The sequence below is a fragment of the Actinacidiphila yeochonensis CN732 genome, from assembly GCF_000745345.1.
In the GTDB taxonomy this organism is placed as follows: domain Bacteria; phylum Actinomycetota; class Actinomycetes; order Streptomycetales; family Streptomycetaceae; genus Actinacidiphila; species Actinacidiphila yeochonensis.
Genome location: NZ_JQNR01000005.1, coordinates 4201365 through 4227519 on the forward strand (window position 1 = coordinate 4201365; position 26155 = coordinate 4227519).

19 protein-coding genes and 2 pseudogenes are annotated in these 26155 nt (G+C 74.6%); 10 read left to right on the forward strand and 11 right to left on the reverse strand.

Going from position 1 to position 26155, the window contains the following annotated elements:
• Positions 1-212: 212 nt before the first annotated feature.
• Positions 213-2150 carry a DUF6397 family protein gene (locus tag BS72_RS40085; RefSeq protein ID WP_107498907.1) on the forward strand — a complete coding sequence of 646 codons (1938 nt, stop codon included), beginning with the start codon at positions 213-215 and terminating at the stop codon, positions 2148-2150.
• Here BS72_RS40085 and BS72_RS29000 read toward each other — a convergent pair.
• Entirely contained in the window at positions 2057-4570 is a 2514-nt protein-coding gene (locus tag BS72_RS29000; RefSeq protein WP_037914786.1) for a DEAD/DEAH box helicase, read from the reverse strand. The two genes, BS72_RS40085 and BS72_RS29000, sit on opposite strands and share 94 nt — an antisense overlap.
• A 146-nt stretch (positions 4571-4716) precedes the next feature.
• On the opposite strand from BS72_RS29000, the gene BS72_RS29005 reads away from it, so the two are divergent.
• Both BS72_RS29005 and mscL read left to right on the forward strand, forming a co-directional pair.
• Positions 4717-5514 carry a metal-dependent hydrolase gene (locus BS72_RS29005; protein ID WP_037914789.1) on the forward strand — a complete coding sequence of 266 codons (798 nt, stop codon included), beginning with the start codon at positions 4717-4719 and terminating at the stop codon, positions 5512-5514.
• 386 nt (positions 5515-5900) lie between these two features.
• A complete protein-coding gene (gene mscL / locus BS72_RS29010) occupies positions 5901-6365 on the forward strand; it encodes a large conductance mechanosensitive channel protein MscL (protein WP_051951797.1) in 465 nt (154 codons plus the stop codon).
• Positions 6366-6455: 90 nt separating this feature from the next.
• On the opposite strand, the gene BS72_RS29015 is transcribed toward mscL, so the two are convergent.
• Positions 6456-6938: a MarR family winged helix-turn-helix transcriptional regulator gene (locus BS72_RS29015; protein ID WP_078901716.1), complete on the reverse strand. Its 483-nt coding sequence runs from the start codon at positions 6936-6938 to the stop codon at positions 6456-6458.
• 123 nt (positions 6939-7061) lie between these two features.
• Between BS72_RS29015 and BS72_RS29020 the strand changes: the two genes are divergently transcribed.
• The gene (locus BS72_RS29020) at positions 7062-8921 is read left to right on the forward strand and encodes an ABC transporter ATP-binding protein (protein ID WP_051951798.1); all 1860 of its coding nucleotides are present in this window, start codon (positions 7062-7064) and stop codon (positions 8919-8921) included.
• A gap of 34 nt (positions 8922-8955) precedes the next feature.
• Here BS72_RS29020 and BS72_RS29025 read toward each other — a convergent pair whose 3' ends face one another.
• The 5 genes and pseudogenes from BS72_RS29025 to BS72_RS29045 form a co-directional block, all read right to left on the reverse strand.
• The gene (locus tag BS72_RS29025) at positions 8956-9717 is read right to left on the reverse strand and encodes a LutC/YkgG family protein (RefSeq protein WP_063836159.1); all 762 of its coding nucleotides are present in this window, start codon (positions 9715-9717) and stop codon (positions 8956-8958) included.
• Positions 9714-11209: pseudogene (locus tag BS72_RS34860) on the reverse strand (lactate utilization protein B). The gene BS72_RS29025 and the pseudogene BS72_RS34860 overlap by 4 nt, the downstream one beginning before the upstream one ends.
• A gap of 179 nt (positions 11210-11388) precedes the next feature.
• Positions 11389-12201 carry a (Fe-S)-binding protein gene (locus BS72_RS29035; protein ID WP_037914792.1) on the reverse strand — a complete coding sequence of 271 codons (813 nt, stop codon included), beginning with the start codon at positions 12199-12201 and terminating at the stop codon, positions 11389-11391.
• A 219-nt stretch (positions 12202-12420) separates the two neighbouring features.
• Positions 12421-13656, reverse strand: coding sequence for an NAD(P)-binding domain-containing protein (locus BS72_RS29040; protein ID WP_078901717.1), 1236 nt, complete (start codon positions 13654-13656; stop codon positions 12421-12423).
• A gap of 96 nt (positions 13657-13752) precedes the next feature.
• Positions 13753-14586 (reverse strand): glycoside hydrolase family 3 N-terminal domain-containing protein, encoded by an 834-nt coding sequence (locus tag BS72_RS29045; protein ID WP_037914793.1) that lies wholly within the window; start codon positions 14584-14586, stop codon positions 13753-13755.
• Between the two features lie 543 nt (positions 14587-15129).
• Between BS72_RS29045 and BS72_RS29055 the strand changes: the two genes are divergently transcribed.
• On the forward strand, positions 15130-15552 hold the full coding sequence (locus BS72_RS29055) for a secondary thiamine-phosphate synthase enzyme YjbQ (RefSeq protein WP_037914798.1): 423 nt from the start codon (positions 15130-15132) through the stop codon (positions 15550-15552).
• 86 nt (positions 15553-15638) lie between these two features.
• Here BS72_RS29055 and BS72_RS37575 read toward each other — a convergent pair whose 3' ends face one another.
• The 3 genes and pseudogenes from BS72_RS37575 to BS72_RS29065 form a co-directional block, all read right to left on the reverse strand.
• The gene (locus BS72_RS37575; protein ID WP_265736834.1) at positions 15639-16034 is read right to left on the reverse strand and encodes a TetR-like C-terminal domain-containing protein; all 396 of its coding nucleotides are present in this window, start codon (positions 16032-16034) and stop codon (positions 15639-15641) included.
• An 86-nt stretch (positions 16035-16120) separates the two neighbouring features.
• Positions 16121-16273: pseudogene (locus BS72_RS38915) on the reverse strand (TetR/AcrR family transcriptional regulator); the annotation flags it as partial.
• A 294-nt stretch (positions 16274-16567) separates the two neighbouring features.
• Positions 16568-17632 carry an ATP-dependent DNA ligase gene (locus tag BS72_RS29065; RefSeq protein ID WP_037914800.1) on the reverse strand — a complete coding sequence of 355 codons (1065 nt, stop codon included), beginning with the start codon at positions 17630-17632 and terminating at the stop codon, positions 16568-16570.
• Between the two features lie 162 nt (positions 17633-17794).
• Between BS72_RS29065 and ligD the strand changes: the two genes are divergently transcribed.
• The 3 genes from ligD to BS72_RS29080 all read left to right on the forward strand — a co-directional run bounded on the left by ligD (position 17795) and on the right by BS72_RS29080 (position 21195).
• Positions 17795-18799 carry a non-homologous end-joining DNA ligase gene (gene ligD, locus BS72_RS29070; protein WP_037914802.1) on the forward strand — a complete coding sequence of 335 codons (1005 nt, stop codon included), beginning with the start codon at positions 17795-17797 and terminating at the stop codon, positions 18797-18799.
• A 298-nt stretch (positions 18800-19097) separates the two neighbouring features.
• Positions 19098-20000 carry an SDR family oxidoreductase gene (locus BS72_RS29075; protein ID WP_037914805.1) on the forward strand — a complete coding sequence of 301 codons (903 nt, stop codon included), beginning with the start codon at positions 19098-19100 and terminating at the stop codon, positions 19998-20000.
• A gap of 352 nt (positions 20001-20352) precedes the next feature.
• Positions 20353-21195, forward strand: a complete 843-nt coding sequence (locus tag BS72_RS29080; protein ID WP_037914806.1) for a helix-turn-helix transcriptional regulator — start codon at positions 20353-20355, stop codon at positions 21193-21195.
• Between the two features lie 770 nt (positions 21196-21965).
• On the opposite strand, the gene BS72_RS29085 is transcribed toward BS72_RS29080, so the two are convergent.
• Positions 21966-22553 carry an Lrp/AsnC family transcriptional regulator gene (locus BS72_RS29085; RefSeq protein ID WP_051951799.1) on the reverse strand — a complete coding sequence of 196 codons (588 nt, stop codon included), beginning with the start codon at positions 22551-22553 and terminating at the stop codon, positions 21966-21968.
• Positions 22554-23109: 556 nt separating this feature from the next.
• Here BS72_RS29085 and BS72_RS29090 point away from each other — a divergent pair.
• Together BS72_RS29090 and BS72_RS29095 are read left to right on the forward strand one after the other, a co-directional pair.
• Positions 23110-24900 carry a hypothetical protein gene (locus tag BS72_RS29090; RefSeq protein ID WP_322942526.1) on the forward strand — a complete coding sequence of 597 codons (1791 nt, stop codon included), beginning with the start codon at positions 23110-23112 and terminating at the stop codon, positions 24898-24900.
• Between the two features lie 122 nt (positions 24901-25022).
• Positions 25023-26063 (forward strand): lactonase family protein, encoded by a 1041-nt coding sequence (locus BS72_RS29095; RefSeq protein WP_037914807.1) that lies wholly within the window; start codon positions 25023-25025, stop codon positions 26061-26063.
• The last annotated feature ends 92 nt before the right edge of the window (positions 26064-26155 follow it).

Here is a 26155-nt window from a genome sequence, read left to right on the forward strand (position 1 = left end):
CGCCGCCGGGGGAGCCGCTTCAGCGGCCGTCGTCCCGGGAAAGGCGGGTTGCGCTACCCGGCCCGGCGGCCCCACCGGGTGCCCCGGCGCCGTGTGCCGATGGGGGCGTCCGGCATGCGGCAGGTTCCGGGGGTTCCGGGGGTTCAGGGAGTGTCGGGGGTACTGGAGGTGCCGGGGGTGCCGGGAGCGCCAGGGGCGGGGGACTGCTCGGCATGAGCGAGGCCCGGCAGGTACTCGGCCTCGACTCCCGCGCCTTCGACACCGCGGTGCAGCTCGGTGAAGTACCTCTGGTGCCCTGCGGACCCCGTACCTGGCGGGTACGCGCGACGGAGGTGGCGCGGCTGCGCGCCGAGCCGGACCACCCCGCGCCGCTGCTGAGCAGAACCCGGCTCGTTGGCAGCACCGAGGCGGCGCGGCTGCTCGGTGTGGGACCGGAGCGGTTCTTCAGGCTGGCCCGCGCGGGCTTCATCCGCCCCGTCCGCTGGTACGTCAACCGCTACCAGGCGCTGGTGTGGCTGTACGCGGCCTGTGAACTGCCCGCCTTCGCCGAGCGGAGCCCGTCGCTGTTGCGGGGCCCGCTGCCGCTGTGGCTGCGCGAAGCCGTCGCCGCGGGCCAGGATGAGCGGGCCCGCGGCTGGCGTGCCCGTCGCGCCGCCCAACTGGTCCGCGACGCCGCTGACGCGTGGGACGAGGCCGCTGTCTGGTCGGCGCTCCTCGGCCCGCAGATGGCAGCAGCGGCCGTGCCGGATGCCGCTGAACGTGCCTACCTGCGGCGGCTGCGTCCGGCGCTGCCGCCGGGCCGGCCGGGGGTGGCGCCTCCCGAGCTGGTGAGGGAGGTGACCCAGGCAGACCATCCGGACGAGATCGCGCTCGCCCTGCTGGCGCTGGCCGATGCCCTGGGCCGGGCCCGCTCCGAGCGCCCGGCTCCGGCAGCGGCCGCGGCGCCTGGTACGGGCGGGGACCGTTCGCATGTCCTGTCCACCGATCCGGTCGTGACGCACGGGACCTCCCTGCTGCGTTTGCCCGTGGCCCCGGCCTCGCAGGCGGCCTCGCCTCCGACGCCGCTCGTCTCGCTTCCGACTCCGCCGCGGGCCGCAGACCTCGCCCGGCCACCGGCTCCGGCTGTGCGGCCGGACCCGCCGGTGAGGGCCGCCACCGCCTCCGAGACGGCGGTCCCGGCACCGGCCGCAGTCCCGGGCGCCGGGTTCCAGCGGTCCGCCGCGGTATCCGGCGCCACGGTCCAGGAGTCCGCACCGGCCGAGCGGTTCGGCCACGTCCGCCCCGGTGTTGAGTCCGTCGCCCGGGGCACGGCGCCGCCACCGCTTCCAGGCCCCGCCACCGGGTCCGACCGCCTGTCCGGGCCGTCCGCCCTCGTACGGGTGCCCGCCGAGAAGGCCGTGCTGCCGCGTCCGCTGCCGCCGGTCTCGGCCGCTTCTCTCGCAGCGGCTCGGTCGGCACCTGTCCCTGCCCCTGCCACCTGGCGGCCGGGGGCGGCTTCGCACGGTGCCTCCGGGGGTGGGGAGTCCTTGCTCCCGAGCGCGCCGCCGCCCGCCGGTCACCTGGTGCGCCCAGCGCGGCCTGGAACCACGGAAGCCGTGCTCCGCCGCCTCGCCCAAGGGCCGGCGGGCGAGTGGCCGCGCGGATCGGCCCCCGCAGACCCCGCAGTTCCCGCAGTCCCCGCAGATCCTGCGGACGCAGGGGCGATCACCTGCCTCGCCGACCCGCCCGCGATCCCGGGACACGCGGCGCCGGAGACCGTGAGCCGCTCGGCCAGGACCGCGGGCCCGGAGCGGGCCCGGGCTTCCGCACGGCCGACGAAAGCCCCTGGCGGCCGACACGCCAGGCCGGGCGGTGGACCAGGAGCGCTGCTGCGGCTGCTGCGCCGCAACCGGGGGGGCCTGAGGCCGCCGGCCGGCCGGCGGCAGGGGTTGTCGTTCCCGCCCGCACGCCCCAACCCCCCGCAGCACCCGGCAGCGGGGCCGGAGCCGGCAGAAGGCGGCCGGGCGGTCGGCGTCCCGTTGTGGGCCGGCCGGCCTGGCCGGCCGGCCCACAGCAGTCAGAGCTCGCCCACGGCAGTGATCCGCAGGACCGCCCGTCCCTCCTCGTCGGAGGCGGCGAGGTCCACCTCAGCAGAAATGCCCCAGCCGTGATCGCCTTCGGGGTCCGCGAAGGTCTGCCGCACCCGCCAGCGGCCCTCGCGCGGCTCCTCCTCGATCCGCAGCAGCTTCGGCCCGCGCGCGTCGGGTCCGGTGCCCAGGTCGTCGTACTCGTCCCAGTAGGCGTCCATCGCGTCGCCCCAGGCGTCGGCGTCCCAGCCGGCGTCGGCGTCCAGATCGCCCAGCTCCTCGTACTTCTCCAGCGCCGCCAACTCCACACGACGGAAGAGCGCGTTGCGTACCAGTACCCGGAAGGCACGGGCGTTGGCGGTCACCGGCTTGACCTGGTCGGCCCGTTCGGCGGCCTGCTCGGCGCTCTCGTCCTCGGGGTTGGCCAACTGCTCCCACTCGTCGAGCAGGCTGGAGTCGACCTGGCGGACGAGCTCGCCGAGCCAGGCGGTGAGGTCCTGGAAGTCCTCGGACTTCAGGTCGTCCGGCACGGTGTGCTCCAGCGCCTTGTAGGCACCGGCCAGGTAGCGCAGCACGATGCCCTCGGTGCGGGCCAGCTCGTAGAAGGAGACGAACTCCGAGAAGGTCATCGCCCGCTCGTACATGTCGCGAACGACGGACTTCGGCGACAGCGGGTGGTCGCCGACCCACGGGTGGCTCTTGCGGTAGACGCCGTAGGCGTGCAGGAGCAGCTCCTCCAGCGGCTTGGGGTGGGAGACCTCCTGGAGCCGCTCCATCCGCTCCTCGTACTCGACCCCCTCCGCCTTCATCTCCGCCACGGCCTCGCCGCGCGCCTTGTTCTGCTGGGCGGCGAGGATCTGCCGCGGGTCGTCGAGGGTGGACTCGACGACGGAGACCATGTCGAGGGCGTAGGAGGGCGATTCGGGGTCGAGCAGGTCGAAGGCGGCCAGCGCGAAGGTGGAGAGGGGCTGGTTGAGCGCGAAGTCCTGCTGGAGGTCCACCGTCAGCCGGACGATCCGGCCCTCGGCGTCCGGCTGGTCCAGGCGCTCCACCACACCGCCGTCCAGCAGCGAGCGGTAGATCGCGATGGCCCGGCGGATGTGCCGCAGCTGGGAGCGGCGGTCCTCGTGGTTGTCCTCCAGCAGCCGGCGCATCGCCTCGAAGGCGTTCCCCGGCCGTGCGATCACCGAGAGCAGCATCGCGTGGGTGACCCTGAAACGCGATGTCAGCGGTTCGGGCTCGGAGGCGATCAACTTCTCGAAGGTGTTCTGTCCCCAGCTGATGAAACCGTCGGGCGCCTTCTTGCGGACGACCTTGCGGCGCTTCTTGGGGTCGTCGCCGGCCTTCGCCAGGGCCCGCTCGTTCTCGACGACGTGCTCGGGCGCCTGCGCCACCACCAGCCCCGCAGTGTCGAAGCCCGCCCGCCCGGCCCGGCCGGCGATCTGGTGGAACTCCCGGGCCCGCAGCACCCGCACCCGCTGGCCGTCGTACTTGGTCAGGGCGGTGAACAGGACGGTGCGGATGGGGACGTTGACGCCCACCCCGAGGGTGTCGGTGCCGCAGATCACCTTCAGCAGGCCCGCCTGGGCCAGCTTCTCCACCAGCCGTCGGTACTTCGGCAGCATTCCGGCGTGGTGCACGCCGATGCCGTGCCGCACGTAGCGCGACAGGTTGCGGCCGAAGGCGGTGGTGAACCGGAAGTTGCCGATGAGCTCGGCGATGGCGTCCTTCTCCGCGCGGGTGCACATGTTGATGCTCATCAGCGCCTGTGCCCGTTCCACCGCGGCCGCCTGCGTGAAGTGCACGATGTACACCGGGGACTGCCGGGTCTCCAGCAGTTCGGTCAGCGTCTCGGTGAGCGGCGTCGTACGGTACTCGTAGCTCAGCGGTACGGGCCGGGTGGCGGAGCGCACCACCGCGGTGGGCCGCCCGGTGCGCCGCGTCAGGTCCGCCTCGAAGCGCGACATGTCGCCGAGCGTCGCCGACATCAGCAGGAACTGCGCCTGCGGCAGCTCCAGCAGCGGGATCTGCCAGGCCCAGCCGCGATCCGCCTCCGCGTAGAAGTGGAACTCGTCCATCACGACCTGGCCGACGTCGGCGTCCCTGCCGTCGCGCAGCGCGATCGAGGCGAGCACCTCGGCGGTGCAGCAGATGACCGGCGCGTCGGGGTTCACGGAGGCGTCCCCCGTGAGCATGCCGACGTTCTCGGTCCCGAAGAGCTTGCACAGGTCGAAGAACTTCTCCGAGACCAGGGCCTTGATCGGCGCGGTGTAGAAGGTGACCTCGTCCCGGGCCAGCGCGGCGAAGTGGGCGCCGGCGGCCACCAGGCTCTTCCCCGAGCCGGTAGGGGTGGAGAGGATCACGTTCGCGCCGGAGACGACCTCGATCAGCGCCTCCTCCTGGGCCGGGTAGAGCGAGATGCCCTGGCTCTCGGCCCAGCCCGAGAAGGCTTCGAAGAGGGCGTCGGGGTCGGCGTCGGAAGGCAGCTGATCGATAAGGGTCACCCCTCCATCTTGCCCGTAGCGGCGCTCCGGCGCGGAACCGGCGGAGGAGGCGGTGATCATGCCCGGTAGGGTGTGGCCGCGACACACAGCGTCGACATCACGTCAACTCCGCCGTCAGGCGGCCGAATCGGGGGTACCGCACCGCCATGATGGGACCAGCGCACTCATTGTCGGGCGCGACGGCGTGGATGGCCGTCGGGGCTGTGGCCGCCGGGCTCGGCGACCCGATGCCCTGGCCCACCCTCGTGGTCGGGGCCCTCATCTGTGCGGGGGCGGCGCTCGCCCCCGACCTGGACCACCCGGCGGCCACGATCTCCCGGGCCTTCGGACCGCTGTCCCGGTTCGCCTGCAAGGTCATCGACGACCTCTCCCACGCCGCTTACCGGACCACCCGGAAGAAGGGTGATCCCGCCGGTCGGTCCGGTGGCCACCGCACCCTCACCCACACCTGGGCCTGGGCGGCGCTGATCGGGGTCGGCAGCTCGGCCCTGGCGGTCTACGGCGGACGGTGGGCGGTGCTGGCCATCCTCTTCGTGCACATGGTGCTCGCGGTGGAGGGCCTGCTGTGGCGGCAGGCGAGGGTCTCCAGCGACGTCCTCGTCTGGCTGCTGGGAGCCACCAGCGCCTGGCTGCTCGCCGGCGTGCTGGACGACCCGGGCAACGGCAAGGCGTGGCTGTTCCACGACGCCGGTATGCACTACGCCTGGATCGGCATGCCGATCGTGCTCGGCGCTCTGATGCACTGCCTGGGTGACGCGATCACCGTCTCCGGGTGCCCGATCCTGTGGCCCATACCGGTCGGCCGCAAGCGCTGGTATCCGGTGGGGCCGCCGAAGTTCATGCGCTTCCGGGCCGGCAGCTGGGTGGAGGTCAAGGTGCTCACCCCGGTGTTCTTCGTGGTCGGCGGTGCGAGCGCGCTGGGTGCGCTGGGCCTGTTCAGTTAGTGCCGCGACCGGCCTTTCCGGCCGGTCCGCGACAGGTCCCTCCTGCCCGGGGTCCGCTGGGCCTGTTCCCGGATGCCGCCGGTTTGGTCTGCCCGGCGGTCGTGCGGGCCCGGGAAGGCCCCCGCCACCCGGAGCGCTTCCCGCGCGGCTCCGGCCCGATGCCACCGCCTGCTCGCGGAGTACGGCCGGCCGGGCACACGGCTGCTCCTGTCCGGCGCCCATCCGAGACCCGGGGCGCTCGTCCGCGTGTGCGGACGAATCGAACGCCGCGTTGCCGGATTGGCCCTGCCGCGGCCCGAGACGGCACACTGTCTGGTCTCCGAGAGCGGGCCGTGGCCACAGACCGTGTCCGGCCCGGTACATGTTCCTGTCGCAGAGGGGTTTCCATGAAGGGCTTTCGCGCATTCCTGCTGCGCGGCAACGTCGTCGACCTCGCCGTCGGTATCGTCGTCGGCGCGGCCTTCACCGCCCTGGTGAACGGCTTTGTCAAGGCGTTCCTGACCCCCATCGTGGGCATGATCAGCGGCGCCACCGGCAACTTCAGCGACAAGGCGTTCCACGCGTCGGGGGTGACCTTCCCCTACGGGGTGTTCATCGACGCGACCATCAGTTTCGTCATCGTTGCCGCAGTCATCTACTTCCTGGTCGTCCTGCCGATGAACCGCATGCAGGAGCGGTTCTTCCCCAAGGCATCCACGGCGCCGATGCGCGAGTGCCCCGAGTGCCTGACCGCGATCCCGGCCGCCGCCAGGCGGTGCAGCGCCTGCACCGCGGTGATCACACCCACCGTCGCCGTCGTGGCCCAGGGCGGCCCCGGCGGGCCCGAGCTCACGAAGTCCCGCGAGGGCTGAGCCGCCCCCGGGTCGGGCCAGGACGGGCGACCCGGCAGGAAAGGCCAGGGAAGAATCAGGGAAGAACGCAGGAAAGAACCAGGGAAGGGTTCAGGCCCCGGAAGGGGTGCAGGCCCCGTGCAGCGCGTCCAGCAGCTCCGAGAGCTGGGCGCGCTGTTCCGTGTCGAGAGGGGCGAGCAGATCGGCCGCGGCCTCGCGCCGGGCGGTCCGTAGCGCCGACAGCGCCGCCCGCCCCTCCTCGCACAGCTCCACGCGCACCACGCGCCGGTTGTCCGGGTCCGGCACCCGCCGGGCCAGGCCCCGTTCCTCCAAGCCGTCGACCAGGGTGGTCACCGCGCGGGGCACCACTTCCAGCCGTTGCGCCAGGTCGGCCATCCGGGGCGGCTCCTCGCAGTGGCTGATCGTCCGCAGCAGCCGGGCCTGCGCGGGGGTGATGCCGAGCGGCTCCATCAGCCGCCGCTGGGCGCGGCCCAGCCTCCTGCTCACCCCGAGCAGCTGGTCGGCGAGGCGTGCGGTGATCGCGCCGGCCTCGTCGGGGGCCGCGGTGAGCGCGGCGGCGGTACGGGCGTCCATGGCATAAAGCCTATCAGGATGATGTTCATTGTGAGCATAGGTAACAATGACCTACACTCGCTTTGCGACCCTCCGTACCCTGCCCGCCCCGCACCCTGCCCACCCCCATCCCCGAGGAGCCCATTGCGCCCCGAGAACGAACTCGTCAACCGCTGGACACCGCCCAAGCGGACGGACGGCGAGCGCGCCGACGTGCGCCGCATCACGCGTCTCTTCCGCCCCTACCGCGGCCGTCTCGTCGTGGTCGGCGTGCTGGTCGGCCTGTCCTCCCTGGTCTCCGTCGCCTCGCCGTTCCTGCTGCGGGCGATCCTCGACACCGCGATCCCGCAGGGCCGCACCGGGCTGCTCGCACTGCTCGCGCTCGGCATGATCGCCACCGCCGTCGCCAACGGCGTCTTCGGCGTTCTGCAGACCCTGATCTCGACCACCGTCGGCCAGCGCGTCATGCACGACCTGCGCACAGCCGTCTACGAGCGGCTCCAGCGCATGTCGCTGGCCTTCTTCACCCGCACCCGCACCGGCGAGGTCCAGTCCCGCATCGCCAACGACATCGGCGGCATGCAGGCGACCGTCACCTCCACCGCCACCTCGCTGGTCTCCAACCTCACCGCGGTCATCGCCGCCGTCGTCGCCATGGCGGCACTGGACTGGCGGCTGACGATCGTCTCCCTGGTGCTCCTGCCCGTCTTCGTCTGGGTCGCCCGCAAGGTCGGCCGGGAACGGAAGAAGATCACCACCGAGCGGCAGCGGCAGATGGCCTCGATGTCCGCCATCGTCACCGAGTCCCTGTCGGTCAGCGGCATCCTGCTCGGCCGCACCATGGGCCGCTCCGACTCCCTCACCCGCGACTTCGCGACGGAGTCCGAGAACCTGGTGGAGCTGGAGGTCCGCTCCAACATGCAGGGCCGCTGGCGGATGGCCGTCATCGGCATCGTCATGTCGGCGATGCCCGCGCTGCTGTACTGGGCCGCGGGCCTGACGGGCGGCCACGGCGGCCACGGCGGATCGTCGATCTCCATCGGCACCCTGGTGGCGTTCGTCTCCCTCCAGCAGGGCATGTTCCGCCCCACCGTCTCTCTGCTGGCCACCGGCGTGCAGGTGCAGACCTCGCTCGCGCTCTTCCAGCGGATCTTCGAGTACCTCGACCTGCCCGTGGACATCACCGAGCGCCCCGACCCGGTGCGTATCGAGAAGGTGCGCGGCGCCATCGGCTTCGAGGGCGTCGACTTCTCCTACGACCCCGACGCCGAGCCCACACTGCGCGGCATCGACCTCACGCTGCCCGCGGGCGGGAGCCTCGCCGTGGTCGGCGCCACCGGCTCGGGCAAGAGCACGCTCAGCTACCTGGTGCCCCGCCTGTACGACGTGACCGGCGGACGCGTCACCCTCGACGGCGTCGACGTGCGCGACCTCAGCTTCGGCACCCTCGCCGAGTCCGTCGGCGTGGTCTCGCAGGAGACGTACCTCTTCCACGCCTCGGTGGCGGAGAACCTGCGCTTCGCCAAGCCGGACGCCACCGACGAGGAGATCCGGGCAGCCGCACGAGCCGCCCAGATCCACGACCACATCGCGAGCCTGCCCGACGGCTACGACACCCTCGTCGGCGAGCGCGGCTACCGCTTCTCCGGCGGCGAGAAGCAGCGGCTGGCCATCGCCCGCACCATCCTGCGCGACCCGCCGGTCCTCATCCTCGACGAGGCCACCAGCGCGCTGGACACCCGCACGGAGGCCGCCGTCCAGGACGCCATCGACACGCTCTCGGCCGGCCGGACCACCATCACCATCGCGCACCGCCTGTCCACGATCCGCGACGCCGACCAGATCGTCGTCCTCGACGACGGCCGCGTCGTCGAACGCGGCACCCACGAGGAACTCCTCGCGCGGGACGGGCGCTACGCCGCGCTCATCCGCCGCGACACGGACCTGGCCGACTCCGCCGTTCCCGACGGCTCCACCACGGCCCCGCTGAGCCCGGCCGGCTGACCCGCCAAGCCCCGCCGTCCCGCGCTGGGCGGCCCTACCCTTCGGCGGACCCGGACCCGGACCCGGACCCGGACCCGGACCCGGACCCGGACCCGGACCCGGACCCGGACCCGGAGCCTGACGCCGACGCCGACCGGGCGGGCCCTGCGGCACCGTCCGTCACGATGACGACATCGAGGGTGCGGGGGCCGTGTACGCCCTCGACGCGGTCGAGCTCGATGTCGCTGGTCGCCGAGGGCCCGGAGATCCAGGTCTGGGGCCTGGCCGGGTCGAGCCGGGGCACCGCCTGCGGCACCGACCCGAGGACCTGCTCGGGGGCGCGGATGACGCACACGTGATGGTCCGGCACGAGGGTCAGGACGCGGCGGCCCTGCCCCGGGCCGGAGTCGAGGACGATGGTCCCGGTCTCGGCGATCGCGAGGACGCAGCCCGTCACGACGCTGTCGACGGCGTCCAGGTCGACCGGCGTCAGCTGCCCGTCGTCGGGCACCTGCTCGGCGCCGGCCTCGCTCAGCCAGTGCGCGGGCAGCCCGGGCGGCACCACGACCGTGCGTGAGCCGTGCGCCGCCAGAAGTCCGGCGATGGTGCCCGGCAGGCCGTCCTCGGTGGTGCGGTGGACGTGTGCCCGGTAGTCGGCCAGGTGTTCGGCGAGGAGGGCCGTCCGGGCCTCGGGGTCGGCCGCGGTGTGCGAGTCGGCGTAGCGGCGCCGTTCCTCCGGGAACGGTACGGGCGGGCCCGCGGGGGTGTCGCCGAGGGCGCCGCGGATACGGGCGAGGACGGTGTCGCGCGCGTTCATGCCTGGTCCTGGGGGGTGTCGGGGTTCCGGGGCGCGGCGGAGGACGGGACGTCGGGGACGGGCCCGGCGGTACCGTCGGCGGCACCACCGGGTCGGTGGTGCTTCTTCCACCACTGGTGGAAGGTCTCCGCGGGGACCTCCGGCAGGGCGCGGGTGGCCGTCCAGTTCCTGGCGGGGCGGGGAACGGGAGCTGCCGCGGCGTCAGGGCGCGGCCCGCCGTGGCGGCGCGGGTCGCGGCCCGGTAGGCCACCGGGTGGTCGAGCAGCCAGGTGGCGGCCCCCATGGCGGCGCGTTCCGCCGCGTGCCCGCCGCTCTCCCGCGAGCTGCGCTCCCGCAGCTCCACGAGGACCTCGGGGATGTCGATGGCGACGGGGCAGACGTCGTAGCAGGCGCCGCAGAGGCTGGACGCGTAGGGGAGGGAGGCCTCCAACGGTCCCTGCACGCCGTGGAGCTGCGGGGTGAGGATGGCGCCGATGGGGCCGGGGTACGGCGTGCCGTAGGCGTGGCCGCCGGCCCGTTCGTAGACGGGGCACACGTTCAGGCAGGCCGAGCAGCGGATGCAGCGCAGCGCCTGCCGGCCGACCTCGTCGGCCAGGGTGTCGGTGCGGCCGTTGTCGAGCAGCACGAGGTGGAAGTCCCGAGGGCCGTCGGCGTCGGCGGTGCCCGTGAACGTGCTGGTGTACGGGTTCATGCGCTCGGCCGTGGAGGAGCGCGGCAGCAGCTGGAGGAAGACCTCGAGATCGCGCCAGGTGGGGACGACCTTCTCGATGCCGACGACCGAGATGAGGGTCTCGGGGAGCGTCAGGCACATGCGGCCGTTGCCCTCGGACTCCACGACGACCACCGTGCCGGTCTCGGCGACGAGGAAGTTGGCGCCGGAGACGCCCACCTTGGCCCGCAGGAACTTCTCCCGCAGGTGCAGGCGCGCCGCCTCGGCCAGTTCGGCGGGCGTGTTCGTCAGCCCCTCGGGTGCCGGGCGCCCCCACGACGCCATCCGGTCCCGGAAGATGTCCCGGATCTGGTCGCGGTTGCGGTGGATGGCGGGCACCAGGATGTGGGAGGGCTCGTCCTCGCCGAGCTGCACGATGAGTTCGGCCAGGTCGGTCTCGTACGCGGTGACGCCGTGCTCGGCCAGTGCCTCGTTGAGGCGGATCTCCTGCGTGGCCATCGACTTGACCTTGACGACCTCGGTCTCGCCGGTGGCCTTGACCAGGCCCGCCACGATCGCGTTCGCCTCGGCGGCGTCCCGGGCCCAGTGGACCGTCCCGCCGGCCGCGGTGACCGCCTCCTCGGCCTGGAGGAGGTAGTGGTCGAGGTGGGCGAGGGTGTGGTCCTTGAGCGCCTTGCCCGCCTGGCGCAGTTCCTCCCAGTCGTCGAGTTCGGCGACGGCGCTGGCCCGCTTCGCCCGGATGGTGCGGGTGGCGTGCTGGAGGTTGGCGCGTGTCTGGGTGTCGCGGACGGCCCGCGCCGCGGCCTGGGGAAACGTCGGCATCCCGACGAAGGTGCCGGCGGCGCCGGACGTCGCCGGCCGGGCGGCCTCCTGGCGGCGGCGCCCTCCCGGCCGGCCGCGCCCCGGACCGTCAGCGGCTCCGGCTCCGGAAACCGTGCCGCGGTCGGGCGCCCCGGGCGGGGGCGATCCGGCGCCGGGCTGCGGGGTGCGGTCGTCGGGGGTCATCGGGAGCCTCCTGCGGACGGGGCGGCCTTCGGCGCCGGCGCCGTCGCGGCGGTGAGCGGGTGGGGCCGGTCGCGGGTCGCGGCGAGGATGTCGGCGAGGTGGAGGGGCTGGAGCGGGTCGTTGTTGTGGCGGATGAGGCCGCCCAGGTGCATCAGGCACGAGTTGTCCGCCCCGCACAGGACCTGCGCCCCGGTGTCCCGGGCGTGGCCGATCTTGTCGCGGCCCATGGCCGTGGAGACGTCGGGGTTCTTGACGGCGAAGGTGCCGCCGAAGCCGCAGCACTCGTCGGCGTGGCCGAGTTCGCGCAGGTCGATCCCCTCGACCGCGCCCAGCAGCCGCAGCGGGCGGTCGCCGAGCCGGAGGGTGCGCAGCCCGTGGCAGGAGGGGTGGTAGGTGACGGTGTGCGGGAAGTAGGCCCCGACGTCGGTGGTGCCCAGGACGTCGGTGAGGAACTCGGTGAACTCGTAGGTGCGCCGGGCGGTTTCGGCGGCGTGGTCGAGCGCCGGGTCGGCCCGGTCCTCGTCGCGGGCACGCTCGGCCAGGCGCGGGTAGTGGTGGCGGGCCATGGCCGCACAGGAGCCCGACGGGGTGACGATGTAGTCGTAGGAGTCGAAGACGCGGCCGAAGCGGCGCGCCAGCGGCTCGGTCTCGTGCCGGTAGCCGGTGTTGTACTGGGGCTGGCCGCAACAGGTCTGCCCCGCGGGGTACTCGACCTCGACACCCAGGCGCTCCAGCACCGTCACCACCGCTCGGCCCGTGTCCGGATAGAGCACATCGTTCACGCACGTCACGAAGAGGGCCACCTTCATGAGTCCTCCGTGGGGGACGTGGGCAGCGCGCCGGGAAGTCGATCAACCATGGCGCTTATAGTGCCGCACCGGGCGCACGCTTGGGAAGCATACATCCGATGTTTCCGCCGTTCTGGGAACGCTGGCGTGCCACAGCCGGCCCAGCTGCGGCTCCGGAGCCGACCCGAAGCCTCCCGGACCGCCCGCCTGAGCTCCTGCGTGGCCCTGCCGGACGCGTCGTCAGCCCGTGGCGGCCGGCACGGGATCGGCGGCCGCGACCGGATCGGCGGCCGGCGCGGGATCGGCGTCCCACGCGCGATCAGCGTCCGGCGCCAGGGTGCGCCGCCCGCCGTCCGCCCTGGCCGATCCGCGCAGGAGCGCCAGGATCTCGCGTACGGCCGCACGTCCGGCGCGGTTGGCGCCGACCGTGCTCGCCGACGGGCCGTAGCCGACGAGGTGGACCCGAGGGTCGCGCACCACGCGGGTGCCGTCCAGGCGCACCCCGCCGCCGGGTTCGCGCAGCCGCAGGGGGGCGAGGTGGTCGAGGGCGGCGCGGAACCCGGTGGCCCACAGGATGGCGTCGGCGGCGACCTCACGGCCGTCGGACCAGGCCACGCCGTGCGGGGTGATCCGCTCGAACATGGGCTCGCGGCGCAGCCCGCCCCGGGCGCGCGCCTCGCGGACGGCCTCGGTGGCCGCCAGCCCGGTCACGCTCACCACGCTCTGCGGCGGCAGGCCGTGCCGAACCCGCTCGTCGACGCGCGCGATGACGGCCCGGCCCCACTCCTCGTCGAAGGGGGTGTCCCGGAAGACCGGCGGCCGGCGCGTCACCCACGTCGTCCGGGCCGCGCCGCCCGGGCTGTCCAGCTCCATCAGCAGTTGTACGGCGGAGGTCCCGCCGCCCACGACGACCACGTGCTGCCCGGCGAATGCGGTGGCGCCCCGGTACGTGGCGGTGTGCGACTGGCGGCCGAGGAAGTCCTCCTGGCCCGGGTAGCGGGGGACGAAGGGCCGGTCCCAGGTGCCCGTGGCGCTGACCAGGGCCCGCGCGGACCAGGCGCCCCGGGAGCTCTCCACCAGGAGACGCCCGTCGGCGCCGTCGCGCACCGCCGTGACGTGCGCCGGGCGCAGCACCCGCAGGTCGAACGCCTCCTCGTACCGCCGGAAGTACTCGCCGACCACCTCGGCCGAGGGCCGGTCGGGGTCGGCGCCCTCCAGCGGCATGCCCGGGAGCGCGTGTACGCCGTGCGCCTTCGCGTAGGTGAGGCTGGGCCATCGGTACTGCCAGGCGCCGCCGGACCCGGGAGAGTGGTCCAGGACGACGAACCCCTCGCCCGGCGTGAGGCCGGCCCGGCGCAGGAAGTACGCGGCCGAGAGCCCGGCCTGGCCCGCCCCCACGACGACGACGTCCACCCGTGCCGGCGCGTTCCTGGTGCCGCTCGCCGTGCCCGCCGTGCCCGCCGTCGAACCGTCCATGCCTCTGCCAACCGGGCGCCCGCGCGAAAGCTTCCCGGGCAGGCAGGCAGGCAGCTAGGCGGGCGGGCCGCGGCTCCTGCCGGGAACCGCCCGGGGTCAGCCGCTGACGGCCGGCATGCGCGGCTCGGACGCCCACCGGCGCAGCCGCGCCACCCGGTCCGCGGCCTCCTCCAGCCGCGCGAGGCGCAGGTCGCCGTCGGCCACGGCCCGGGCAGCCGCGGCGTGCACGGCCTCGCGTACGCCCGGACCGAGGCCCGGGCCGAGCCGGATCAGGTCCACCCCGGCGATCCAGGCGAGTACGGCCGCCCCCGGCACGCCCCAGGCGGCCACGATCGGCGGGGCGTCGAGCGTGTCGCTCACCACGACTCCGCGGTAGCCCAGCTCGCCGCGCAGCACCCGGGCGACGACGGGCTCCTCCAGGGCCGCGGGCACGTCGGCGGTGACGGCGCGCACCCCGGCGGCCGCGGCCTCCGCGAACGGGCGCGGGTCGCCGGCCCCGGTGAAGGGCCCCAGCGCGGCGGCCACCCCGTGCGACTGGAGCTCCGTCACGAAGGCGGCGGTGGCCCCGGGACGCGGGTCGGGCCGTACGCCGAGGTGGAGGTTCGCGCCCGAGGCGACCAGGGCCGCCGCCGCTGCGGCACCGCGATCGGCCTCCGTGTAGGTGGCGGAGGCTTCCGGGGCGACGGCCTGCGGCGCGGAGACGCCCGGCGGCGCGGAGAGGGCCGGGTCCGGGCGGGCGGTGAGCGCGTCAGGCAGGGCCGAGCGCAGCGCGTCGGCCGCCGCCCGGGCCGCGGGCCCGTCGCCGTGGACGGCGGCCCCCGGGGTGCCCCTCTCAAGGCCGCGCAGTACCCATTCGGGCAGGCGGGGGCCGCTGACGGATGGCAGCAGGCACGAGTCGACCAGAACGGCGAGCCGGTGCGACGCGATCACGGCGTGGTCCTCCTCCGGGGCGCGGCAGGCGGCGGGCTCCGAATGGTACAGACCAATCAACCTCGCGGGCAATGCGGCAGCCCACCCGTCCGACCCCTCCGACGGCCTCCGCCTCGTACGCCGCCCCGTCACGCCCTCCGGGTGCCTGCCGGGCGCCGCGCTCCTCCGCGGCCCCTGCCGCGTGGAGCCCGCCCGGGAGGCAGGGCGGGTGGCGAGCCTTCGCCCGCTCGGCGCGGTGGTTCGGCAGGTCGGCGGCCATGGGCGACCCGTCGGCCCGCGCGTGGGTCCGGCGCCGGCGCCGACCGTCGAGGTGACCTTCGACCGCCTCCGGGCCATCGGCGGTGACCCGCCTGCCTTCGCCGCACGCGCCGAGACATCGGAGGACTGTGTGCGGCGTCTGCGCGTTCGAGCGTCGCCGCAGTTCGGGCAGGGCCGGCTCGTGGGCACGGCCCGCCACGGGGAGGGACCGCCGCTGCTCCTGGCGCCGTGCCTGGCGGAGCGTCACCGCGCGGCGCCGGTCGGGCGTTGAGCGATGATGGACCGATGAGCGAACGGTTCCGCACACAGGAGATCCAGGTACGCACCGGCGACCAGGAGGTCGTGGTGGACCTCACCGGCACGTGCGAGGCGTTCCTCGCCGACGCCGCCTCCGGCCGGGACGGACTCCTGAACGTGTTCGTCCCGCATGCCACCGCCGGGATCGCCGTCATCGAGACGGGCGCGGGCAGCGACGACGACCTGCTCGCCGCCCTGCGCGACCTGCTGCCGGCCGACGACCGGTGGCGCCACCGGCACGGCCCGCGCGGCCACGGGCGCGACCACGTGCTGCCCGCGGTGGTCCCCCCGCACGCCACCCTCCCCGTCCTCCGAGGGCGGCTGGAGCTGGGCACCTGGCAGTCCGTGGTGCTGGTCGACACCAACGTGGCCAACCACGACCGCAAGGTCCGGTTGAGCTTCCTCGGCTGAGCCCTGGTGCGGCCGGTCACGGGGGCGACCCGTCCGGCCGGGCGGGAATGCGGCGGCGGAAGGCGGCCCGGGGTGTTCGCCGCGCCTCAGCGCGAGCCGTCGGACCCGCCGCCGGCCGGACCGATGCCGCTCTCGGCGTTCCCCGTGCCGCCGGCCGCCTCCTCCAGGCAGTCGAGCAGCTCGTCCACCAGGTGCCCGGGCAGGGTGCGGACGGCCGACCCCTCACTGAGATGGCCGGCGTACGCCAGGTCCGCGGCGCCGTGCGCGGTGGCCTGGACCAGCGCGGCCAGCCTGGCCGGGTCACCCGCGGGCAGGCAGCCCGCCCGCTGCGCCTCGGTGACGACCCGCAGCCATTCGCCCCGTACGGCCTCCGCCGCCGACCGCAGCTCGGGCGCGGCCCCGGCCCAGCGGCCGAAGACCAGCTTGAAGCGGGCCGGATGCGACAGCGCCCAGGACACGTAGGCGCGGGCGACCGCGTGCAGGGCCGCGCTCGGCCCTCGGCCCGGCGGGCGGCGGCCGCCATCCGGCGCGCCCGGTCGGACAGCTCGCGGGCGGCCACCGCCGACAGCAGGGCCTCCTTGTCGGCGAAGTGCTTGTAGGGGGCGTTGTGGGAAACCCCCGCCAGGCGGCCCACCTCCCGCAGGGTCACCGCCTCCGCGTCGCCGGCGTCCAGCAGCTGGGTGGCCGCCGCGACCAGGGCCTCCCGCGTATCGCCGCGCATGAAACCGATGGTAACGCGGTTGGCGCCGCCACCAGGGCGGCCCTTTGACGGCTGACGACGTCGCCCCGAAACGGCCTGCCGGACACGGTGGTTGAGAACGCGTGGGCGGGTGCGGAGTCCGGCAGCGTGCCCCCGTCGATCGGGTGCGGAGTCCGGCAGCGTGCCCCCGTCGATCGGGTGCGGAGTCCGGCGGTGGGAACGGTTGGATCGGGTGCGGAGTCCGGCGGCGTGCCCCCGTGGGCGGGCACCGGTCCGGCAGACGGGAGGGCACGGGCGGACCGGGCATCCGCCCGGTCAGCCGCCGCCCAGCACCCGATCCAGGTCGTAGCCGACCGGCTCCTCCAACTGCGCGTACGTACAGCTCTCCGGTGCCCGGTCGGGGCGCCACCGCCTGAACTGCGCGGTGTGCCGGAAACGGTCGCCCTGCATGTGGTCGTAGCCGACCTCCACCACCCGTTCGGGACGCAGCGGCACCCACGAAAGGTCCTTCCCCCCGGTCCACCGGCTCGGGCCGCCCGGCAGCCGCCCCCCTGCCTGCCCCTCCTCGCTGGCCCACTCCTGCCACGGGTGGCCCCGGGCCGACTCCATCCGCAACGGCTCCAGCTCCGCCCACAGCTCCCGGCGGCGGGCCATCGGGAAGGACGCGGCCACTCCGACGTGCTGGAGCCGGCCGGTCGCGTCGTGCAGCCCCAGCAGCAGCGAGCCGAGCACGGGACCGCTCTTGTGCTGCCGCATCCCGGCCACCACGCAGTCGGCGGTCCGCTCGTGCTTGACCTTCACCATGGCCCGCGCCCCCGGCCGGTACGGCAGGTCGGGAGGCTTGGCCACCACGCCGTCCAGGCCGGCGCCCTCGAACCGGGCGAACCACTCGCGGGCCAGCTCCAGGTCGTCGGTGACGGAGGTGAGGTGCACCGGCGGGGTGGAGCCGGCCAGCGCCTGCTCCAGCCGCTGCCGCCGCTCCGCCTGGGGGGCGTCCATCAGGGAGGAGTCGCCGAGGGCCAGCAGGTCGAAGGCGACGAAGGCGGCCGGCGTCTCCCCGGCCAGCCGGCGCACCCGGGAGGCGGCCGGGTGGATGCGTTCCAGCAGCGCCTCGAAGTCCAGCCGGCCCTCCCGCGCCACGACGATCTCGCCGTCCAGCACGCAGCGCCCGGGTACCCGCTCCCGCAGCGCCTCGACCACCTCGGGGAAGTAGCGGGTGAGCGTCCTTCCGGTGCGGCTGCCCAGCTCGACCTCGTCGCCGTCCCGGAAGACGATCGCCCGGAACCCGTCCCACTTCGGCTCGTACAGCATGCCGGGCGGCACCTCGGTCGCCGACTTCGCCAGCATCGGCGCCACGGGCGGCATCACGGGAAGGTCCATGCCCGGATTGTCCGTCCGGCCGCCGCGAGCCGCCCCCGGAACGCCGCCGCCGCCCCGCTGCCCGCCCCGCCCCCGCCCCCGGCGGCACGCCCGCGTGGCACCGGCCGCCCGGACACCGCTGCCGCCGCGCGCGGCCGGGGGATGCGGCCTAGCGTGAGGGGCATGGCACAGGCGCTGGAGCTGACGGTCGGGGAGCGGACGGTCCGCGTGACCCACCCCGACAAGGTCTACTTCCCGCAGCGCGGGTTCACCAAGGCCGACGTGGTGCGCTACTACGCCGCGGTCGGCGACGGCATCCTGCGCGTGCTGCGGGACCGGCCCACCACCCTGGAGCGGTACCCCGAAGGCGTCGAAGGGGAGTCGTTCTTCCAGAAGCGCGCCCCGAAGAACCTGCCCGACTGGATTCCCACCGGCCGGATCTTCTTCCCCAGCGGCCGGCACGCCGACGAGATCTGCCCCACCGAGCCGGCCGCCGTCGCCTGGGCGGCGAACCTGGGCTGCCTCACCTTCCACCCGTGGCCGGTGCGCCGGTTCGACACGGAGCACCCCGACGAACTGCGCATCGACCTCGACCCGCAGCCCGGCACCGGCTACGCGGACGCCGTCCGCGCCGCCCTGGAACTGCGCGAGGTCCTCGAAAGCCTCGGTCTGGCCGGGTGGCCGAAGACCTCCGGCGGCCGCGGCCTGCACGTCTTCGTGCCCATCGCCCCCGAATGGACGTTCACGCAGGTCCGCAGGTCCGCCATCGCGGTGGCCCGCGAACTGGAGCGGCGCGCCCCCGAGCGGATCACCACTGCCTGGTGGAAGGAGGAGCGGGGCGAGAAGATCTTCGTGGACTACAACCAGACCGCCCGCGACCGCACCATCGCCTGCGCCTACTCGGTCCGGCCCCGCCCGCATGCCCCCGTCTCCGCGCCCCTGACCTGGGACGAGGTGCCGGACGCGGTCCCGGAGGACTTCGACCTGGCCACCATGCCCGCCCGCTACGAGCGGGTCGGCGACCTGCACGCCGACATGGACCGGCACGCCTTCCGGCTGGACGCCGCCCTGGACCTGGCCGCCCGCGACGAGCGCGAGCACGGACTCGGCGACCTCCCCTACCCGCCCGACCACCCCAAGATGGAGGGCGAGCCGAAACGGGTCCAACCCAGCCGCGCCCGCAAGTAGCCGCCCCCCGGCGGGGCCGTACCGCGGGGGTGCGGGGCCTCCCCGCCGCTCGGACCGGGTCCGGGGCGCACCGGGCGGCACCCGCACCAGAGCGAGGGCACGGAGACGGGCCTTGGCGCGGGTGGCCGAATTCCTCACCCCCGTCGTGCCCCCGTCGGGTGCTTCGGCCGGGGGCGGGGGTTGAGGTCCTCCGGACGGCGGTTGCCCGCAGGACCGCCGCGGTGCGGTAGCCAGGGACTGCTGATCCCCGGATAACAAGGGCATTCATCCGGGCGGCCGGGCGCACCATGATCGGGTCATGGACGAAACGAATCCGCGGGGCAAGCTCGCCGTCGTCACGGGTGGCAGCGACGGCATCGGGCTCGGCCTGGCTCGCAGCCTCGCCCGGGCCGGCGTCGAGGTCATCATCCCGGTACGCAACGCGGCGAAGGGGCAGGCCGCGCTGGAGAGGATCGGGGGCAGGTCCTCCGTGCGGACGCTCGACCTCGCGTCGCTGGCCTCGGTCGCCGCATTGGCCGACCGCCTGAACGACGAGGGCCGGCCGATCGACATCCTCGTCAACAACGCCGCCGTCATGACGCCGCCGACCCGGCACACCACCGCCGACGGCTTCGAGCTGCAGTTCGGCACCAACTACCTGGGGCACTTCAGCCTGGTCGCCCGGATCCTGCCGTTGCTGATCGCCGGCCGCGCCCGGGTCACCACCCAGTCCGCCCTGGCCGCCGCGCTGGCCCGCCGGATGAACTGGGCGGACCTGCAGTTCGAGCACGGGTACAAGCCCTGGCCTGCCTACAGCCAGTCGAAGCTGGCGACGATGCTCTTCGGCCTGGAGCTGGACCGGCGCAGCCGCGCCAACGGCTGGGGCATCACCAGCAACGTCGCCCATCCCGGACTCACGCAGACCAACCTGCAGAAGGCGGGCCCGACCATGGGCGGCGCCAGGTCGCAGTTCGACGCGGCGTTCCGGCTCCTCGCCCCGCTCGGCTGGCCCGTCCAGAGGATCGAGGGCGGCCTGCGCCCCGCGCTCCACGCGGCGACCAGCCCCGCTGCCGAGGGCGGCCGCTTCTACGGCCCCCGCGGCCTGGGGCACCTCACCGGCGCCGCCGGCGAGGAGAGGGTCTACCGCTCCGCCCGAGCCCCCGAGGAGGCAGCCCGGCTGTGGGACGTCTCCTGCGAGCTGGCCGGCGTCACGTTCGCCTGACGGCGACCACGCGCGGGCACAGGACAGCGGCCGGGCGGCCCCACGAGTCCGAACCGTCGTCAGGACACCGCCTGGCGGAGCCGCTCCGCCGCCTCTCGGTACACGGCGACCGGCCCCGGCCCCGGCGCCCGCGGCTGTTACGTCGGACGGGACCCACGGGCCCTTCCCACACGTCAGCGGAGCTCCCGCCGAGCAGCCCCCGGCACGGGAACGCCCTCCGGCACGGGAACGCCCGCCGCCGCGAGGACGCCCGGCGCGTCGGGGCGCCCGCCCCTGTCCGCCCCGCCCGACCCCCGTACACTCCCGTCCGCCCCCGCCTGAACCCGCCCGACCCGAGGCAAGGATCGCCGCGATGGACCGAGCCCAACTGGCCGACTTCCTGCGCACCCGGCGCGAGGTGCTGCAGCCCGAGGACGTCGGTCTGCCCCGCGGCCCCAGGCGGCGTACCCGCGGTCTGCGCCGCGAGGAGGTCGCCGGGCTGTGCGGGATGTCCACGGACTACTACACGCGCATCGAGCAGCGGCGCGGCCCGACCCCCTCCGAGCCGATGCTCGCCGCCATCGCCCGCGGTCTGCGCCTGTCGCTGGACGAGCGCGACCACCTCTTCCGCATGGCCGGCCACAGCACGCCCGGCCGCAGCCCGCACACCGACCACGTCTCACCCGGCATGATGCGCGTCCTGGACCGGCTGCAGGACACCCCGGCCCAGGTCATAGGCTCCCTGGCCGAGACGCTGGTCCAGACCCGTCCGGCCGTCGCGCTGGTCGGCAACGAGACCGACTACACCGGCATGGACCGCAGCCTGGTCTACCGCTGGTTCACCCACCCCCACGCGCGCCGCATCTTCCCCGAGGCCGACCACCTGACCCACAGCCGGATCTTCACCTCGGAGATGCGCGCCGTCTACTCACGCCATGGCAGCGACTCCCGCGCCGGCCGGATCGTGGACACCCTCCTCCAGCAGAGCGAGGAGTTCGCCGCGCTGTGGGGCGCCCACGAGATCGGCATCCGCCGCGAGGACGACAGGAAACGCATCCAGCACCCCGAACTCGGCCTCCTGGAACTGCACTGCCAGGTCCTCTTCGACGCCGACCAGTCCCAGACCCTCCTGGTCTACACCGCCACCCCCGGCACGGAGAGCCACGAGAAACTCAAGCTGCTCTCCGTCCTCGGCGACCGGCAGCCCCACATCTGACCCGCACCGGTCGGCGGGGGCGGGCCGCCCCAGGGTTCCCGTGCTCGCGATGCCCGGCAGTGCGGGCGCTGTGATGCGACGTCGACAAAGCGCCAGGGCGACACGCCGACGTCCTGCCCCGGCGGCCCGGCGGGGCGGCGCGACACGCCCGGTGCCCGACAGCCGTACGGCGGCGGTCCGCCGATGTCGTCGCACCCGGTCGCGGACGGGAGTCCGTGCGTCGCACGGCACTCGGGCATGTCATGGCCGGACCTGGTCGGGAGAATCGCCGACGGGGCCGCGTCAGGCGTGCGCCGGCGCGTTCTCGTTCCACCCGTGTCCTCGCGGCGCCGGCGTGTCGGCGCGTGCCGATGCGGTGCCGCGGCGCGCCGGAGCCGCCGAAGCGCGCCCCACCGCATCTGGCGGGCAGCCCGCGAGCCCGCCACGCGAGCACGGCGCCCAGCAGGACCCCGGCGGCCGCGCAAAAGGCCGTAGGAGGCCGGGAGAGGGCCGTGGGGCGACGGGGGGCCTACGGGTGCGGCCCGGCCGGATACGGGCCGTCTGACAGCCCCTGTGGCGTGTGGGAGCCCCGTACGAAAGGCGCGGGGGAGTTCCCTACGACCCGTGACGGTGCCGCACCATGCCACGTGCCGGCTCGATCCGGCCGTCGAGGCGCAGCTACTTCGGCTGTGCCGTCCTGGGCGCCGCCGACCGGGCAGGCCCGGGTGCGGTTCCTCGACGGAGCCCTCCGAGCGGGGTTCGCCAGGCCGCCTGGACGGACGCTCCAGGGCCTACGGGTGGACCGCCGCCGCGTGCCCCGGCTCGGCGGGGTCCGCCGCGTCCTCGGCGGCCGCGCGCGGCCCGGGCAGCGCGGCGGCGCCCGGCTCGCACTGCGGGTCGCGCTGTCCGGCCAGCATCTCGGCCAACTCCTCGACCAGCGGCAGCACCCGCGGCGCGACCCGCTCCCGCAGGGCGATCTCCGAGAGCGTCCGCAGCACTCCGGGCGCGCCGCCCACGCGCTGCACCACGTCCTCCAGGTGCGCGTGGTCGCGGGCGACCACCCGGGCCAGCAGGTCCCCGTCACCGGTGGTGGAGAACGCCTCCACCACCTCGGGCATCCCGTCCAGGGCGTCGGCCGCCTCGTCCAGCCGTCCCGGCTCGACGTGGACGCGCACGAAGGCCAGCACCGGCAGCCCGAGTGCGGCGGGGGAGACGCGCGGTCCGACCGAGGCGATCACGCCCTCGCGTTCCAGCCGGTCCAGCCGCACCTGGAGGGTGCCGCGGGCCACACTCAGGATGCGGGCGTACTCGCGGACGCTGGTGCGCGGCTGCTGAAGGAGCAGCCGCAGAATGCGCGCGTCCAAGGCGTCGACGGGCATGGGCCGTTGATCTTTCTCGCGGTGCGGGGCGTTGGCATATTCACCGTACCGACGGGCATCGCGCCGACGATCATTTCGAGCCACCCGGGTGATCACCCCACGGTCACACCATGATCACCGAGCCGCCAACCCGCCGCTCCCGCACGCCTGCCACCGCTGCCGGCAGCGGTCCCCTCCCGCCGTGGCGGCCGGTATAAGGGCCGCCCGGAAAGCGCCCCCCGGAAAGTGCCGCCCGGAAAATCCGCCCGGGAGGGACGGTTCCCGCCCGCCGGCAAATCTTCGTAATGACGGGCACGAACAGGGGATCTGGCAATAGGCTCAGCCATCGCACGCGTCAGGAGCGCGTGCCGGCCCGTCCGTTCACCGGCCCGCCGAGGCACCGCGCGCACCGCGGCCCGGCCTCAGGCCGACCCGCGCGGGCCCCACGTCCCCCCGTCGGCGAGCCACGGGGGACGGCCGCCCCGAGCACTGCCGGGCGCGGCCGGCGAGGGGGACGGAGCGAAGCAGCCGCCACCCGCTGCGGCGGCACGGTATGAGGAACGAGGGGGGAATCCCAGTGTCTTGGGATGCGCAGGGCGGCCAAGGGAGCTCCGGCGGCGCCGGGAACCCGGGCGGCCCGGCCGGCGGCGGTTTCGGACCGCCGGACTCCGGCGGCTACGGGGCTCCGGGCCAGGGCGCGTACGGGGCTCCGGGCCAGGGCGCGTACGGCGCGCCGGGGACCGGCGGACACGGCGCCCCCGCTGCATACGGCGGCCCGGTCGGCGGCCCTGGCGGCTACGGCCAGCCGGTCGGATACGGCGCGGTGGTGCCGCCCCTGCCCCCGATGCCGCCCGCTCCGCCCAAGCCGCCCGCCGACCCGGTGCGCGCGATCGCCGTCGGTCTGCTCAACCTGAGCGGCCTCGGCCTCGGCTACGCCCTGACCCGGCGCTGGGTCGCCATGACGGTGGCCCTGGCCGCCACCGGCGTACTGCTCGGCGTGGCGCTGCCGGCCGACCCCGACGGGGTGTCCTCCGGGGTGCTCGCCGCCTACGCGGCCGCCCTCGCGCTCTTCGCCGTCCACGGCGCCGTGCGCGGGCTGCGTACCCGCCTGTCCCTCCTCCCGCTCGCGCCGGTCGCCGTCGTGGTCGGACTGGTGATGCTGGCCGCGCCGGCCGGCGGCGCGGCCTACTACGGCGACGCGCGCGACAACGCCACCCAGAAGATGCTGCTCGACCGCCTGGCCGCGGCCGACCGGCTGGTCGGCGGGTCCGCGGGTACGTCGTTCGCCGACGCCGAACCCGACGACAGGAAGGCGCTGGCCGCCTACCGGGACCTGAAGGACCACCACCCGGGCTCCAAGGCCGCGCGACTGGTGCCGGACCGGCTGCGGACGTACTACCGGACCGTCGCGGCGCCGTACGACGCCAAGCGGTACTGCGACGCCATCGAGCCCCTGAAGTACCTGCGCGGCGTGCCCGGGACCTTCGGCGCGGGCCTGGACAGGAGCCTCGCCGCCTCGCCCGACGACAAGCTCGCCACCTCCCTCTACCAGTGCGGCGTGGTCGACCTCGGCGGCGACGGCGCCACCGCGAGCGGCGGCGACGAGGACGACCTCGCCGAACTGCTGACCACCTTCCCCGACTCCCCGCAGGCCGACAAGGTCGAGCCCGCCGTCAGCGGCGCGATCGACAAGGCGGCGCGGGGCACCAGGGGCGACGACGCGTGCGACGCCGTCAACACCGTGCGGGGCCTCGGCTCCTTCGCCGACAGTCTGGCCGGCAAGGCGGGTGAGGTCCGTGCCGCGGCACTGGCCAAGGACTCCAGGCGGGCCGGCACCCAGGTGGAGGCCGGACGGTGGAACTGCGGCCTGCACCAGTACCGGACCAAGGACTTCGCCGGCGCCCAGCAGAGCATGAGCGACTTCGCCAGGACCTACCCCCACGACGCGCACACACCGCTGGCGAAGAAGGTCGCCATCGCCGCCGAGGTCGCGCAGTCCGACCCGGCCGCCGGCGCGCACCTCCCCACCCTCGCCTCCGGCGGCGGCCTGACCCTCATCCTCAGCAACGACAGCCCCGAACCGGTGAAGTTCCTCTACACCGGAGTCCGCACCGGGACCGTCTCCCTCCCCGCCTGCCACGCCTGCACGGCGTACTCCAGCGAGTCCGCTGCCGCCGGCGTGGCCTGCGGGAAGAGCGGCCGGATGTACCCGAAGAAGACCGTCTACCTGCCGCCCGGCACCGTCTACGTGATGCACGAGGACAGCGACGATCCGACGAACAGTTCGGACGCGTACAAGCAGAAGCTGGAGAACGGCAGTTACTACACCGACTGCGCCTATGACGTCCAGGACCCGGGCGGCTTCTGATCCGCGGGGCGCACGAACGTGCGCCCCGCGCCGCCCCTGGGAGTGACCCGGGGGGACGCGGGCCGTGGCCAGGTACTACTCTCGGCCGCCGTACATCGTCTGCCGGAAGAAGGACGGCGCAAGTGGCCGCACACGCATACATCGGGTCGTTCACCACAGCGGGCGGCCTCGGCATCGCCGCCGCCCGCGTCGACCCCGGCACCGGGGCGCTCACCGTGCTCGGCCACACGGCCGACGTGCCCAACCCCTCCTTCCTGACCGCCTCGGCGGACGGGCGCACCCTCTACGCCGTCAGCGAGACCGCCCCGGAGGGCAGCGCCGCCGCGTTCTCCCTGGCCGACCCGGCCGCGCCCCGGATCATCGGCGAGCCCGTGCCGGTGCGCGGCGGCGCCCCCACCCACCTGGCCCTGCACCGCGGCCACCTCATCACCGCCAACTACTCGGCCCCGGCCGGCGTCACCGTGCTCCCCGTACGGCCCGACGGCGGCCTCGGCGAGTCCCGGAGCGTGCTGCTTCACGAGGGCGGCGGCCCCAACGCCCAACGGCAGGAGGGGCCGCACGCCCACGCGGTGCTGCCCGACCCGGCCGACCGCTGGCTGCTCAGCGCCGACCTCGGCACCGACTCGGTGCGGGTGTGCGAACTCGACACGAAGAGCGGCGAGCTGGAGATCGAGCGGGAGCTGGGGCTGCGCTCCGGTATCGGCCCCCGCCACCTCACCTTTCACCCGGACGGCGGACTGCTGTACGTGATGAACGAGCTGGACTCGGTCATCACCGTCTGCCGGTTCGACGCCGCCACCGGCAGCCTGCGCCCCCTGGACGAGGTGCGGGTCCTCCCCGACGGCGCCGCCGGCGAGAACTTCCCCTCGGAGCTGGTGGTCTCGCCCGACGGCCGGTTCGCGTGGGCCGCCAACCGCGGTCACGACAGCATCGCCGTCCTCGGCGTGAGCGGGAACGGGGAGCGGTTGGAGCTGCTCGACACCGTGGACTGCGGCGGCGCCTGGCCCCGCCACCTCACCCTCGACCCGTCGGGTACCCGCCTCTACGCCGCCAACGAGCACTCCGGTGGCGTGGCCTGGTTCGACGTCGACCCCGACAACGGCATCCCCAAGCAGGTCGGCACGCTCGAACTGCCCGCCGTGTCCTGCGTGCTGTTCGTCTGACCGCGGGCCGGCCGGGACACCGTCCCGGCCGGTTCGCCGACCCCTCCCCGGCTGTCAAGCGCCAGGAGGGTGAGCCGAAACCGCGAGGGCGG